This is a genomic window from Pseudomonas nunensis (genome assembly GCF_024296925.1).
In the GTDB taxonomy this organism is placed as follows: Bacteria; Pseudomonadota; Gammaproteobacteria; order Pseudomonadales; family Pseudomonadaceae; genus Aquipseudomonas; species Aquipseudomonas nunensis.
This window is the reverse complement of sequence record NZ_CP101125.1, coordinates 5,209,821-5,223,413: the sequence shown is the minus strand read 5'-3', so window position 1 is coordinate 5,223,413 and position 13,593 is coordinate 5,209,821. Positions and strand designations below refer to the sequence as shown.

The 13,593-nt window shown below is 59.8% G+C and carries 10 protein-coding genes and 1 pseudogene; 8 read left to right on the top strand and 3 right to left on the bottom strand.

Going from position 1 to position 13,593, the window contains the following annotated elements; genetic code table 11:
• Nucleotides 1–234: 234 nt before the first annotated feature.
• Nucleotides 235–954: an SIMPL domain-containing protein gene (locus tag NK667_RS23035; RefSeq protein WP_054049968.1), complete on the bottom strand. Its 720-nt coding sequence runs from the start codon at nucleotides 952–954 to the stop codon at nucleotides 235–237.
• Between the two features lie 439 nt (nucleotides 955–1,393).
• On the opposite strand from NK667_RS23035, the gene NK667_RS23030 reads away from it, so the two are divergent.
• From NK667_RS23030 to NK667_RS23015, 4 genes are all read left to right on the top strand, one after another.
• Nucleotides 1,394–2,656: an ATP-binding protein gene (locus NK667_RS23030; RefSeq protein WP_054049967.1), complete on the top strand. Its 1,263-nt coding sequence runs from the start codon at nucleotides 1,394–1,396 to the stop codon at nucleotides 2,654–2,656.
• On the top strand, nucleotides 2,649–3,209 hold the full coding sequence (locus tag NK667_RS23025) for a response regulator transcription factor (RefSeq protein WP_007942792.1): 561 nt from the start codon (nucleotides 2,649–2,651) through the stop codon (nucleotides 3,207–3,209). Before NK667_RS23030 ends, NK667_RS23025 begins: the two co-directional genes overlap by 8 nt.
• Before the next feature lie 97 nt (nucleotides 3,210–3,306).
• Nucleotides 3,307–5,034: an ABC transporter ATP-binding protein/permease gene (locus NK667_RS23020; protein ID WP_054049965.1), complete on the top strand. Its 1,728-nt coding sequence runs from the start codon at nucleotides 3,307–3,309 to the stop codon at nucleotides 5,032–5,034.
• Nucleotides 5,035–5,262: 228 nt separating this feature from the next.
• Entirely contained in the window at nucleotides 5,263–6,012 is a 750-nt protein-coding gene (locus NK667_RS23015) for a FadR/GntR family transcriptional regulator (protein WP_054616145.1), read from the top strand.
• Between the two features lie 159 nt (nucleotides 6,013–6,171).
• Here the strand turns inward: NK667_RS23015 and NK667_RS23010 are convergent, their stop codons facing one another.
• A complete protein-coding gene (locus NK667_RS23010; RefSeq protein ID WP_054616144.1) occupies nucleotides 6,172–6,363 on the bottom strand; it encodes a hypothetical protein in 192 nt (63 codons plus the stop codon).
• Nucleotides 6,364–6,378: 15 nt separating this feature from the next.
• Nucleotides 6,379–7,674, bottom strand: a complete 1,296-nt coding sequence (locus tag NK667_RS23005; RefSeq protein WP_054616143.1) for a hypothetical protein — start codon at nucleotides 7,672–7,674, stop codon at nucleotides 6,379–6,381.
• A gap of 238 nt (nucleotides 7,675–7,912) precedes the next feature.
• Between NK667_RS23005 and kdgD the strand changes: the two genes are divergently transcribed.
• The 4 genes and pseudogenes from kdgD to garD all read left to right on the top strand — a co-directional run bounded on the left by kdgD (nucleotide 7,913) and on the right by garD (nucleotide 13,473).
• On the top strand, nucleotides 7,913–8,824 hold the full coding sequence (kdgD, locus tag NK667_RS23000; protein ID WP_054049959.1) for a 5-dehydro-4-deoxyglucarate dehydratase: 912 nt from the start codon (nucleotides 7,913–7,915) through the stop codon (nucleotides 8,822–8,824).
• Nucleotides 8,825–8,883: 59 nt separating this feature from the next.
• Nucleotides 8,884–10,329, top strand: coding sequence for an aldehyde dehydrogenase family protein (locus NK667_RS22995; protein ID WP_054616142.1), 1,446 nt, complete (start codon nucleotides 8,884–8,886; stop codon nucleotides 10,327–10,329).
• A 181-nt stretch (nucleotides 10,330–10,510) separates the two neighbouring features.
• Nucleotides 10,511–11,908 (top strand): annotated as a pseudogene (locus NK667_RS22990) (MFS transporter); the annotation flags it as partial.
• Nucleotides 11,909–11,919: 11 nt separating this feature from the next.
• Complete coding sequence (gene garD / locus NK667_RS22985) at nucleotides 11,920–13,473, top strand: galactarate dehydratase (protein WP_054049954.1); 1,554 nt, start codon at nucleotides 11,920–11,922, stop codon at nucleotides 13,471–13,473.
• Nucleotides 13,474–13,593: the final 120 nt, after the last annotated feature.

The following is a 13,593-nucleotide window of genomic DNA, read 5'->3' as shown; positions in this document are numbered from 1 at the left end:
AGGCGTCCTGACAGACGACCCATTTCTCCCGAATGTACCCGGTCAAACTGTAAGAGCAAGGCTTGCCCGCGAAGGCGTCCTGACAGACGACCAATCCCTCCCGAATGCCCTCGATCCAACTGTGGGAGCGAGCCTGCTCGCGAAAGCGGCAGATCATTCACCACAAAAACTGATGGGCAATAAAAAACGGCGATCACTACTGTGATCGCCGTTCTTATGTTCGGGTTTATCGATTCAAGGTGTCATCAATACTTCAATCGATCCATCCGCTGTCATGCTGACCTGGCTGGTGCCGGCCTCAACTTCTGGTGTGACCGGTGCCGAGTCCATGCCCGCGGCTTTCATCATCATTGGCGCGCGCATGTAGGGTTGCGGGTAGCCGTTGCTGTTCAGGTTCAGGTTGACGATTTTGTAGCCTTTGCCACCCAGCGCGTCGGTAGCCAGTTGCGCGCGGGCCTTGAAGGCGGTGACGGCGTCTTTGAGCAGCGCGTCTTCGCTGGCTTTGCGGGTTGGGGTGGCGATGGCGAAGTCCATGCCGCCCATTTTCAGGTCGGTGAGCAGTTCGCCGGTCAGTTTCGACAGGGCGGCGAAGTCGGAGCTTTCCAGGCGCAGTTCGGCGCGTTCACGCCAGCCGGTGATTTTCTGGCCCTTGGTGTCGTAGATCGGGTAGCTGTTGCGGCTGCCCTGGCGCAGGGTGATGTCTTTGACTTGTTTGGCCTGGGCCAGGGCCTTGTTCATGGTGGTGCTGACGTCGGCGGCGAGTTTGGCCGGGTCGGTGTTTTGCTCTTCTGTATAGAGGGTCACGATCATCAGGTCGCGGGCCACTTCCTGACTGACTTCGGCGCGCAGGGCAATCTGGTTGTAGTGAAGTTCGTCGGCGGCCAGGGCCGGGAGGCTGGCGATGGTGCCAACGCTAAGGGCTAGGAGGGCGGCGCTGCGGCGAAGTGTGTGCATGGAAAGCTCCTTGAAGGGGCGCAGGGGTTAAGGTCCGAGCCTGCGTGAAACCATCAGACTCTAGCTTTTATGATCCGGTTCGCACAGTTACAACTTCTATACAGATGAACGCGATCCTGTGTAGCAGCTGCCGAACCTGCGTTCGCGTGTAGCAGCTGTCGAGGCACGAGGCTGCGTTCGGCTGCGAAGCAGTCGTGAAATCAGGCAACGCGGTGTTTCAGTAAAACCGCAAGCTCAGGTTTTACGACTGCTACGCAGCCGAACGCAGCCTCGTGCCTCGACAGCTGCTACACGCGAACGCAGCCTCGTGCCTCGGCAGCTGCTACAAAGGTATGAAGTTGGCCACTGCCATGTGGCCGTTTGCCGCACTTTTGCCTGTCAGCCCCCGTGCTTGGTTATACTCCGTGCGATCCGCCTGGAGCGCTCATCAGGAGAGCTCATGCTCGCCGCCGTTCAAATCACTTCCGCGACTCGCCAGAATCTCTGGCGGCTGACGTTCATCCGCACTTTAGTGCTGGCCGCCCAGGCCGGTTCCGTGGGCCTGGCCTACTGGTTCGATTTGCTGCCATTGCCCTGGTTTCAACTGGCGATGACCCTCGGCTGTTCGATGCTGCTGTGCGCCTTCACGGCCATTCGCCTGCGCACCTCGTGGCCGGTTACCGAACTCGAATACGCCGTACAACTGGCGTGTGACCTGTTTATCCACAGTGCCTTGCTGTATTTCTCAGGCGGTTCCACCAACCCGTTCGTCTCTTATTACCTGGTGCCGTTGACCATCGCTGCCGTGACCTTGCCTTGGCGCTTTTCGCTGATCTTGTCCGGCATCGCCCTGGCCATGTACACCCTGCTGCTGGCGCGGTTCTACCCGCTGCAAACCTTCCCGATCGCTCGGGAAAACCTGCAGGTGTACGGGATGTGGCTGAGTTTCGCCCTCGCAGCGGCTGTCATCACCTTTTTCGCCGCGCGCATGGCCGAAGAGTTGCGCCGTCAGGAAGAGTTGCGCGCCATTCGCCGTGAAGAAGGCCTGCGCGATCAGCAGTTGTTGGCCGTTGCGACGCAAGCCGCCGGTGCTGCTCATGAATTGGGTACGCCACTGGCGACCATGAGCGTGTTGCTCAAAGAGATGCAGCAGGATCATCCCGACCCGATGTTGCAGGACGATCTGAAGGTGCTGCAGGATCAGGTCAAACTTTGCAAAGAGACTCTGCAACAACTGGTGCGCGCCGCCGAGGCCAATCGCCGCTTGGCCGTGGAAATGCAGGACGTCACCGACTGGCTCGACGAAGCCCTGAACCGCTGGCACCTGATGCGCCCGGAGGCCAGCTACCGCTTCCAGCGCCTCGGCCAGGGCACGGTGCCGCGCATGGCGCCGCCGCCAGACTTGACCCAGGCATTGCTGAATTTGCTCAACAACGCCGCCGACGCCTGCCCCGAAGGGTTGCAAGTGACCCTGGACTGGAATGCCGAAGATCTGACCATCAGCATTCGCGACCACGGCGCCGGTGTGCCGTTGGCTATCGCCGAGCAGATCGGCAAACCGTTTTTTACCACCAAGGGCAAAGGTTTCGGCCTGGGCCTGTTTTTGAGCAAGGCCAGCGTGACACGCGCCGGCGGCTCAGTGAAACTCTACAGTCATGAGGAAGGCGGCACGCTCACCGAGCTGCGCCTGCCCCGTGTCGCCCGAGGAGACGAACATGAGTGACGAGATCCAAGTAGAAGGCGAAGAACTGCCGCATTTGTTGCTGGTCGATGACGACGCCACTTTCACCCGCGTGATGGCCCGCGCCATGGCCCGCCGGGGTTTTCGTGTCAGCACCGCCGGTTCCGCCGAAGAAGGCCTGACCATTGCCCAGGCCGACCTGCCGGACTACGCCGCGCTCGACCTGAAAATGGACGGCGATTCGGGTCTGGTGCTGCTGCCCAAGTTGCTCGAACTCGACCCGGAAATGCGCGTGGTAATCCTCACCGGTTATTCGAGCATCGCCACCGCCGTCGAGGCGATCAAGCGCGGCGCCTGCAACTATCTATGCAAGCCGGCCGATGCCGATGACGTGCTGGCGGCGCTGCTGTCCGAGCACGCCGACCTCGACACCCTGGTGCCGGAAAACCCGATGTCGGTGGACCGCCTGCAGTGGGAGCACATCCAGCGGGTGTTGACCGAGCACGAAGGCAACATCTCCGCCACGGCCCGCGCCCTGGGCATGCACCGCCGCACGCTGCAGCGCAAACTGCAGAAGCGTCCCGTTCGTCGCTGAACCTGCGCTGAATGAATGCAGGCCGCTCCTCGCGGGGAACCGAACCGATCATCTATGATCGGTTCGTGTGTGTTCTTTTCTCTATCGAGCCTTATCCATGAATCAGAACGCTGAATATTCCGCGGTCAATGATGCGGTGCGCGGGCAGTTTTTCCGCAAAGTCTGGGCGATGATCACGCCGTATTGGTCCAGCGAAGAGAAGGTCAAGGCCTGGACGCTGTTGATCGCGGTGATTGCGTTGTCGCTGCTCAGCGTGGGGATCTCGGTGTGGTTCAACACCTGGTACAAGGATTTTTACAACGCCCTGCAAAAGAAAGATGAAGCGGCCTTCTGGCGGCTGATCCTGTATTTCTGCGCGATTGCGGCGGTGGCGATTGTCGGCGCGGTATACCGGCTCTACCTGACGCAGATGCTGACCATCCGCTGGCGGGCCTGGCTCACCGAAAAGCACTTCGCCCGCTGGCTCGGCAACAAGAATTACTACCAGCTGGAGCAGGGCGGTTACACCGATAACCCGGACCAGCGGATTTCCGAAGACCTCAACAACTTCACCTCCAATACCCTGGAACTGGGCATCGGTTTACTGCGCAACATTGTCAGCCTGGTGTCGTTCTCGATCATTCTGTGGGGCGTGTCGGGCAGTATTGAAGTGCTCGGTTTCACCATCCCCGGCTATATGTTCTGGTGCGTGCTGGTCTACGCAGTGGTTGGTAGCTGGCTGACCCATTTGATCGGTCGTCGTTTGATCGGCCTCAACAACCAACAACAACGCTTCGAAGCCGACCTGCGTTTCTCCATGGTCCGGGTTCGCGAAAATGCTGAAAGCATCGCCCTGTACAACGGCGAGCCGAATGAAAATCGGCGCTTGAGCAGCCGCTTCGGCCTGGTCTGGCACAATTTCTGGGACATCATGAAGGTGTCCAAACGCCTGACTTTCTTTACCGCCGGTTACAGCCAGGCCGCCATTATCTTTCCGTTCATGGTCGCCGCACCCCGCTATTTCGCGGGCAAGATCGAACTCGGCGAACTGATGCAAATCAGTTCAGCGTTCGGCAACGTGCAGGAAAGTTTCAGCTGGTTTATCAGTGCCTACCAGAACCTCGCGGCGTGGCGTGCCACCTGTGATCGTCTGCTGAGTTTCCATCAGGCCATGCGCGATAACGAAGAGCGTGCGCCAGCCATCGACGTGCAGAACCAGGGCTCTGAGCTGAAAATCCACAACCTCGGTCTGGACCTTGCCGACGGTCGTCACTTGCTGACTAACGCCGACATGACCGTGGAAGAGGGTGACCGCGTCATGCTCAGCGGTCGTTCCGGCAGCGGTAAATCGACGTTGCTGCGGGCGATGGGGCATTTGTGGCCAGCGGGTCACGGCAACATTCGACTGCCGGCGGCGCGTTATCTGTTCTTGCCGCAGAAGCCGTACCTGCCGATTGGCACCTTGCGTGAAGCGCTAAGTTATCCACAGCCCGGCGACACCTATCCGCCTGAGCGTTACGTGGAAGTGCTGGAAACCTGCCGCTTGCCACACCTGGTGGCGCGTCTGGATGAGGCCAATCACTGGCAGCGCATGTTGTCGCCGGGTGAGCAGCAACGCTTGGCCTTCGCTCGTGCGCTGTTATATGCACCGCAATGGCTGTACATGGACGAAGCCACGTCGGCGATGGATGAAGAGGACGAGGCGTCGCTGTATCAGGCGTTGATCGATGAATTGCCGGGGCTGAGCATTGTCAGCGTCGGGCATCGCAGCAGCCTGAAGCGTTTCCACCCACGGCATATCCGTATCGACAACGGGCATCTGGTGGATCAGGCCGTAACCGCCTGAACACCATAAATCCCCCTGTGGGAGCGGCTTTTGTGGCGAGGGGGCTTGCCCCCGTTGGACTGCGCAGCAGTCCCAGTTTTTGGGGCCGCTTCGCGACCCAACGGGGGCAAGCCCCCTCGCCACAGGCCACCTCACACAGATGAATGGTGTTCAAGCCCGACGGTGATCGTACAACCCGCTTGCGCTATGATGCGCTTTCAGCCGAATTTTTCGAGACAGACGTTCACCATGGAAAACCCGATCGACGCACCTCGCCTCCCTCGCAAGCGCCGCAGTCTCGCTCAGGAACTGGTGACGGTGCTGTCCGAGCAGATCCGCGACGGTCAGCTCAAGCGTGGCGACAAGTTGCCCACCGAGTCGGCGATAATGGACGCCCATGGCGTCAGCCGTACGGTGGTGCGCGAAGCGATTTCCCGTTTGCAGGCCGCCGGGCAGGTTGAAACCCGTCACGGCATCGGCACCTTCGTGCTCGACACGCCGAGCCCGAGCGGTTTCCGTATCGACCCGGCCACCGTCGTCACCCTGCGTGATGTGCTGGCGATTCTTGAGTTGCGCATCAGCCTGGAAGTGGAATCCGCCGGCCTCGCCGCCCAGCGCCGCAGCGCCGAGCAACTGGGCCTGATGCGTGCGGCACTGGACGCCCTCAACGAAAGCGCGTCCCACGCCAGCGATGCCGTGGCCTCGGACTTCCAGTTCCACCTGCAAATCGCCCTGGCCACCGGCAACCGCTACTTCACCGACATCATGACCCACCTGGGCACCAGCATCATTCCGCGCACGCGGTTAAACTCGGCGCGCCTGGCCCATGACGACCAGCAGCACTACATGAATCGCCTGAGCCGTGAACACGAAGAAATCTACGACGCGATTGCGCGGCAGGATTCCGATGCGGCGCGTGCGGCGATGCGGTTGCATTTGACGAATAGCCGCGAGCGGCTGCGCCATGCGCATGAAGAGGCTGAGGCGCAGCGGGGATAGATTCTTTCCGCTGGCTGATTGGTTGTCTGACAGACCGCTTTCGCGAGCAAGCCCGCTCCCACAGGGGGTCTTCGGTGGACACACAATGTGTGAACACCATCGATCAAATGTGGGAGCGGGCTTGCTCGCGAAGAGGCCGGCAGCCTTAATGCAGTACCCTCAGCCAGTCTTCAAAATCGACCGATCCACCCGCACCGCCAACTCAGCAGCCCCAGCCTTGGCCTCAAAAGCCACCAACCCCTGAGCATCCACAACCCCTCGCGCAATCGGCTCACCCTTGGACAACAACTCCAACGGTGCACCCTTCAGTGATTGCCCCGAAGCCAATTCCAGTTTCAATTTAATCGTCATCTTCAGATCTCCTTATCAGGCCACGTTGCCAGTCGGGTGGTAGTCCTTGAGCAGCAAGTAAGTGCTCCAGCCCCACCAGTCATCCACGGTGGCGGTGTCGTTGAGGTTGTTCACATCCTTGCGCCGCAGCACTTTGCTGCCCTCGATGCGGAACAGTGGCGAGAAGTTGCTCGCCAGGTTCAGCGCCGCTTGCAGGTCGGGCAACTGTTTCAGTGCCGCAAAGCTGCTGGGCACCGGCACCGTGCCGCTGAGGTAAGCCGCGAACACTTCATCCGCCGACAACTGAACCGCTGCGTTGACGTGCAAGCGATTGGCGCTGTCGATGGCGTCGAAGTAGCGCTTGTCCCCATAGGCGTGCCATTGCTCGCCGTTGGCATTACGCACGTTGAGGCCGAACTTGCTGTCTTCGTCGTGCATGAAGCGGGTGATCAGCGAACCCAGATCACTTGGCGTTACTGCCGCTGCCAAGGCTTTGCGCGGCACTCGCAGGTGGCCGGCGGAGAACAGGTCGGTGAGGAAGTGATCGGCAAACGCATTCATCGCGTAGGCGACTTCCAGCTGTTTTTCGTCACGACTGGCGTGGGCCGCCGCTGCGTGTTGCAGCGCCGCGATATGACCAGCGATGTAAGCCTGTTGCGCCCATTCGCCAAAGTGGTCGGCGTTGTTCGCCGCCAGTTTCAGATAACGCCCCAACGGGAACAGGGCCGAAACGAAACTGCCGCCGCCGGTGATCTTGTTCCACTCTTCCGACAACGTATCACCGAGGGCGTCATAGGCTTCGTGGGGGTGTTTGCCGTCCTTGATTGCCTGTTTAACCGCATCGATCTCTTTTTGTATCACCGCGAGGATTTTCACTGCCTCGACTTTTGATGCGGACAACACGGCCAGCGTGTCGAAGGCAGCAATAAACCGGTTCAGGCGATCCGCCGGCGTGGCGCCGTCGCTCACTGGCCGATCGGGAATGCCATAGAAATCACCGCCCAATGCCAGCACCTGGCCGTAAGTTGGCGCGAGCCCATTGGGCAGATGCAGTTGCACGTCATGGGCGAGGATTGGCGCGGCGTTTTCGACGAAGCGCAGCAAGGTTTGGTCGCCAATAGCGGTGTGTTCGCCACCCTCGAACTTCAGCACCGGTTTGCCTTTCAGGGCGTTGCCGGGAAGTGGGGTAGGTTGATGACTGCGATGCTCGGCAATGTGCAGCACCAGATGATCGTCTCCGGCAATGGCGATGCCGTGTTCAGAAAAAAGATCATCGAAACGGGCAATCACCTGTTTCGGTTTTTCCTGGGTTTGAGTGTGTAGACCTGACATTTCTAGCTCCTTGATATGTCGTAGGTAGGTTCTTAATATGCTGTATGTATATACAGTAGAAACGAGCCTAGTCGAGAATCTTCCTACGTCAAGAAATCACCTGTTGTGACTCAAATTTTGCTGTCGGCGATGAAATGCAGTTGACGGTTGTATTTTAAGTTGTACGATGACTTACAACTTCGGCCAAGGCTGAACGGTTTTCTCACACACAAACGTCGCAACCCAGGGTGTTCGAATAATGAATCCACAAGAACTGAAGTCCATCCTCTCTTCCGGTCTGCTGTCTTTCCCGGTCACCGACTTCAATGCTCAGGGCGATTTCCATCGCGCTGGCTATATCAAACGTCTCGAATGGCTGGCCCCATACGGCGCCACGGCGCTGTTCGCCGCAGGCGGCACCGGTGAGTTCTTCTCTCTGGCGGCCAGCGAATATTCGGAAATCATCAAGACTGCGGTCGACACCTGCGAAACCAGCGTGCCGATCCTGGCAGGTGTTGGCGGTTCGACCCGTCAAGCCATCGAATACGCTCAAGAAGCCGAGCGCCTCGGCGCCAAAGGCCTGTTGCTGCTGCCGCACTACCTGACCGAAGCCAGCCAGGACGGCGTTGCCGCCCACGTTGAAGCCGTGTGCAAATCGGTGAAAATCGGCGTGGTGGTCTACAACCGCAACGTGTGCCGCCTGACCGCGCCATTGCTGGAACGCCTGGCCGAGCGCTGCCCGAACCTGATCGGTTACAAGGATGGCCTGGGCGATATCGAATTGATGGTGTCGATCCGTCGTCGCCTCGGCGATCGCTTCAGCTACCTGGGTGGTTTGCCGACCGCTGAAGTCTACGCCGCTGCTTATAAGGCACTGGGCGTACCGGTTTACTCCTCGGCGGTGTTCAACTTCATCCCGAAAACCGCGATGGATTTCTACCACGCCATCGCCCGCGAAGATCACGCCACCGTCGGCAAGATCATCGACGACTTCTTCCTGCCATACCTGGACATCCGTAACCGCAAGGCCGGTTACGCAGTGAGCATCGTCAAGGCCGGGGCAAAAATTGCCGGCTACGACGCAGGTCCTGTGCGTGCACCGCTGACCGATCTGACCGGCGCAGAGTACGAAATGCTCGCCGCGCTGATCGACAAGCAAGGTGCTCAGTAACACAACCGATTAAACAAGGCCGCTGAGTGATCAGCGGCCTTTTGCGTAGGAGAAATTCCGTGGCAGATGCAAAGCGCTTTGATAACTACATCAACGGTGAATGGGTTGCGGGCGGTGAATACTGCGCCAACATCAACCCGTCCGAACTGACCGATACCATCGGTGAATACGCCAAGGCAGATCTTGCCCAAGTCCACGCCGCTATCGACGCCGCCCGCGCCGCGTTCCCGGCCTGGTCCACGTCGGGCATTCAGGCTCGCCACGATTCGCTGGATAAAGTCGGCACTGAAATTCTCGCCCGTCGCGAAGAGCTCGGCACTTTGCTGGCTCGGGAAGAGGGCAAGACCCTGCCTGAAGCCATCGGCGAAGTGACCCGCGCTGGCAACATCTTCAAGTTCTTCGCCGGTGAAACCCTGCGTCTGTCCGGCGACTACCTGCCGTCGGTGCGTCCGGGTGTCAACGTCGAAGTCACTCGCGAAGCACTGGGCGTGGTTGGCTTGATCACCCCGTGGAACTTCCCGATTGCGATTCCTGCGTGGAAAATCGCCCCGGCTCTGGCCTACGGCAACTGCGTCGTGCTGAAACCTGCCGATCTGGTACCGGGCTGCGCTTGGGCACTGGCCGAAATCATCTCCCGCGCAGGCTTCCCGGCCGGCGTGTTCAACCTGGTGATGGGCAGCGGTCGTGTGGTTGGCGATGCGCTGGTGCAGAGCCCGAAAGTCGACGGCATCAGCTTCACCGGTTCCGTCGGTGTGGGTCGTCAGATCGCCGTCAGCTGCGTGTCGCGCCAAGCCAAAGTCCAGCTGGAAATGGGCGGCAAGAACCCGCAGATCATTCTCGACGATGCCGACCTGAAACAAGCGGTCGAGCTGTCGGTACAGAGCGCGTTCTACTCCACCGGTCAGCGTTGCACCGCCTCCAGCCGCTTCATCGTTACCGCCGGGATTCACGATAAATTCGTCGAAGCCGTGGCCGAGCGCATGAAGTCGATCAAGGTCGGTCACGCGCTGAAAACCGGTACTGACATTGGTCCGGTCGTCTCGCAAGCTCAGCTGGAACAGGACCTGAAGTACATCGATATCGGCCAGTCCGAAGGTGCACGTCTGGTCAGCGGCGGTGGCTTGGTCACCTGCGACACCGAAGGCTACTACCTCGCCCCGACGCTGTTTGCCGACAGCGAAGCCGCGATGCGCATCAGCCGTGAAGAAATCTTCGGCCCGGTGGCCAACGTGGTTCGCGTGGCGGATTACGAAGCGGCACTGGCCATGGCCAACGACACCGAATTCGGTCTGTCGGCGGGTATCGCCACCACGTCGCTGAAGTACGCCAACCACTTCAAACGCCACTCCCAGGCCGGGATGGTGATGGTCAACCTGCCGACAGCCGGCGTGGATTACCACGTTCCGTTCGGTGGGCGTAAGGGCTCATCCTATGGTTCCCGCGAGCAAGGTCGCTACGCGCAAGAGTTCTACACGGTCGTGAAAACCAGCTACATCGGCTCCTGATACATCGCGGTATCCCCGGATACCGCAACCCTGCTGGCCTATAGGACCGTAGGAGCTGTCGAGTGAAACGAGGCTGCGATCTTTTGATCTTGTTTTTAAAGATCAAGATCAAAAGATCGCAGCCTCGTTTCACTCGACAGCTCCTACAGTCCGGCAGGGAACACACCAAGATTCACCCGCGCATAAAAATAATCAGTGGGAGTACATCTACATGCAAGCGACCAAGCCGACCCACGTCCGCTATTTGATTTTGCTCATGCTTTTCCTGGTGACCACGATCAACTACGCCGACCGGGCCACTATCGCCATCGCGGGCTCCAGCCTGCAAAAAGACCTCGGCATCGACGCGGTCACCCTTGGCTACATCTTCTCTGCATTCGGTTGGGCCTACGTGGCCGGGCAAATTCCCGGTGGCTGGCTCCTCGACCGTTTTGGCTCGAAAAAAGTCTACGCACTGAGCATCTTCACCTGGTCGCTGTTCACCGTGCTCCAGGGCTATGTCGGTGAATTCGGCATGTCCACGGCCATCGTTGCGCTGTTCATGCTGCGCTTCCTGGTGGGTCTGGCCGAAGCGCCATCCTTCCCCGGCAACGCACGTATCGTGGCAGCCTGGTTCCCGACCGCTGAACGCGGCACCGCCTCGGCGATTTTCAACTCGGCGCAATACTTTGCCACCGTGTTGTTCGCACCGCTGATGGGCTGGATCGTCTACAGCTTCGGCTGGCAGCACGTGTTCATCGTGATGGGTGCCATCGGCATCGTGTTCTCGCTGATCTGGCTGAAAGTTATCCACAGCCCGCGCCAGCACCCGATGATCAACGAAGCCGAGTTCAAGCACATCGCTGATAACGGCGGTATGGTCGATATGGACCAGGACAAAGGCAAAGGCAAAAAGGTCGACGGTCCGAAGTGGGACTACATCCGCCAGTTGCTGACCAACCGCATGATGCTCGGCGTGTACCTGGGCCAATACTGCATCAACGGCATCACCTACTTCTTCCTGACCTGGTTCCCGGTGTACCTGGTGCAAGAACGCGGCATGACCATTCTCAAGGCCGGTTTCATTGCCTCGTTGCCGGCGATTTGCGGCTTTATCGGTGGTGTGCTCGGCGGAGTGATTTCCGATTACCTGCTGCGCAAGGGCCATTCCCTGACCTTCGCCCGCAAGGCGCCGATCATCGCCGGCCTGCTGGTCTCCAGCAGCATCGTCGCGTGCAACTACGTGGACATCGAATGGATGGTCGTCGGCTTCATGGCCCTGGCATTCTTCGGTAAAGGCGTTGGTGCACTGGGCTGGGCGGTCGTTTCCGACACCTCGCCAAAACAGATTGCCGGTTTGAGTGGCGGCCTGTTCAACATGTTCGGCAACATCGCTTCGATCACTACCCCGATCGTGATCGGCTACATCATCAGCTCCACCGGTTCGTTCAAATGGGCGCTGGTGTTTGTCGGTTGCAACGCACTGGTCGCAGTGTTCAGCTACCTGGTGATCGTTGGCCCGATCAAACGCGTGGTGTTGAAAGAGCCACCCGTCAATGGTCCTGAAGTGACCAACAAATTGTCTCAAGCGCATTCCTGAGGAGCGGCGTCATGCAGTTGATTGAACATTCCGACTCGCCGCGCTACATCCGCCTGCACGAGCGGGACAATGTGGTGATCGTGGTCAACGACCAGGGCGTGCCGGCCGGCACCGAATTTCCCGATGGCCTGGTGACGGTGGATTTTGTGCCGCAGAGCCATAAGGTCACCCTCGAGGACATTCCCGAGGGCGGTCAGGTGATTCGTTACGGCCAGACCATCGGCTACGCCTTGCAGCCGATTCCGCGCGGCAGTTGGGTCAAGGAAGATCAACTGCGCATGCCCACCGCGCCACCGCTGGACAGCCTGCCGCTGTCCACCGATGTGCCGGCGAGCCAGGCACCGCTGGAAGGCTTTACCTTCGAGGGTTATCGCAACGCCGACGGCACCGTCGGCACGCGCAACATCCTGGGGATTACCACGACCGTGCAGTGCGTCACCGGCGTGCTCGATCATGCGGTCAAGCGCATCAAGGACGAGTTGCTGCCGCTGTACCCGAACGTCGATGACGTGGTGGCGCTGACCCACAGTTACGGCTGTGGCGTGGCGATCACGGCCACCGACGCCTACATCCCGATCCGCACCGTGCGTAACCTGGCGCGCAACCCGAACCTGGGTGGCGAAGCCTTGGTGATCAGCCTCGGTTGCGAGAAGTTGCAGGCCGGGCAGGTGATGCACGACAACGACAGCTCGGTGGATCTGAGCGAGCCGTGGTTGTATCGCTTGCAGGATTCGAGTCACGGTTTTACCGAAATGATCGAGCAGATCATGGCGCTGGCCGAAACCCGTCTGAAGAAGCTCGATCAACGTCGCCGGGAAACCGTGCCGGCGTCCGAGTTGATCCTGGGCATGCAGTGCGGCGGCAGCGATGCGTTTTCCGGCATCACCGCCAACCCGGCGCTGGGTTATGCCTCGGACTTGTTGTTGCGAGCGGGTGCGACGGTGATGTTTTCCGAAGTCACCGAAGTACGCGATGCGATTTACTTGCTGACGTCCCGTGCCGAAACCAAGGAAGTCGCCGAGGAACTGGTGCGGGAAATGGACTGGTACGACCGTTACCTGGCCAAGGGCGAAGCGGACCGCAGCGCCAACACCACGCCGGGGAACAAGAAGGGTGGGTTGTCGAACATTGTCGAGAAGTCCCTGGGCTCGATCGTCAAATCCGGCAGCAGCGCGATCAATGGCGTGCTCGGCCCTGGCGAACGCTTCAAGCGCAAAGGCCTGATCTTCTGCGCGACCCCGGCCAGTGATTTTGTCTGCGGGACGTTGCAACTGGCGGCGGGGATGAACCTGCACGTGTTCACCACCGGGCGCGGTACGCCGTATGGTCTGGCGATGGCGCCGGTGGTGAAGGTGTCGACCCGAACCGAACTGGCGCAGCGCTGGCCGGACCTGATCGACATCGATGCCGGGCGGATTGCAACTGGCCGGGCTTCAATTGAGGATCTGGGCTGGGAGTTGTTTCACTACTACCTGGACGTGGCCAGCGGCAAGAAACAAACGTGGGCCGAGCAGCACAAACTGCATAACGACATCACGTTGTTTAACCCGGCGCCGATCACGTAAGACTGCGTTATCGTTCTTCGCGAGCAAGCCCGCTCCCACATTTGAAATGCATTCCCCTGTGGGAGCGGGCTTGCTCGCGAAGGCGGCCGACCAGACGCCGAAGTCCTCGGTGGCTTATCA

Coding starts and splice junctions, on each gene's coding strand:
- NK667_RS23035 (WP_054049968.1), bottom strand. CDS start 954: ATGCACACACTTCGCCGCAGCGCCGCCCTCCTAGCCCTTAGCGTTGGC.
- NK667_RS23030 (WP_054049967.1), top strand. CDS start 1,394: ATGCTCGCCGCCGTTCAAATCACTTCCGCGACTCGCCAGAATCTCTGG.
- NK667_RS23025 (WP_007942792.1), top strand. CDS start 2,649: ATGAGTGACGAGATCCAAGTAGAAGGCGAAGAACTGCCGCATTTGTTG.
- NK667_RS23020 (WP_054049965.1), top strand. CDS start 3,307: ATGAATCAGAACGCTGAATATTCCGCGGTCAATGATGCGGTGCGCGGG.
- NK667_RS23015 (WP_054616145.1), top strand. CDS start 5,263: ATGGAAAACCCGATCGACGCACCTCGCCTCCCTCGCAAGCGCCGCAGT.
- NK667_RS23010 (WP_054616144.1), bottom strand. CDS start 6,363: ATGACGATTAAATTGAAACTGGAATTGGCTTCGGGGCAATCACTGAAG.
- NK667_RS23005 (WP_054616143.1), bottom strand. CDS start 7,674: ATGTCAGGTCTACACACTCAAACCCAGGAAAAACCGAAACAGGTGATT.
- kdgD (WP_054049959.1), top strand. CDS start 7,913: ATGAATCCACAAGAACTGAAGTCCATCCTCTCTTCCGGTCTGCTGTCT.
- garD (WP_054049954.1), top strand. CDS start 11,920: ATGCAGTTGATTGAACATTCCGACTCGCCGCGCTACATCCGCCTGCAC.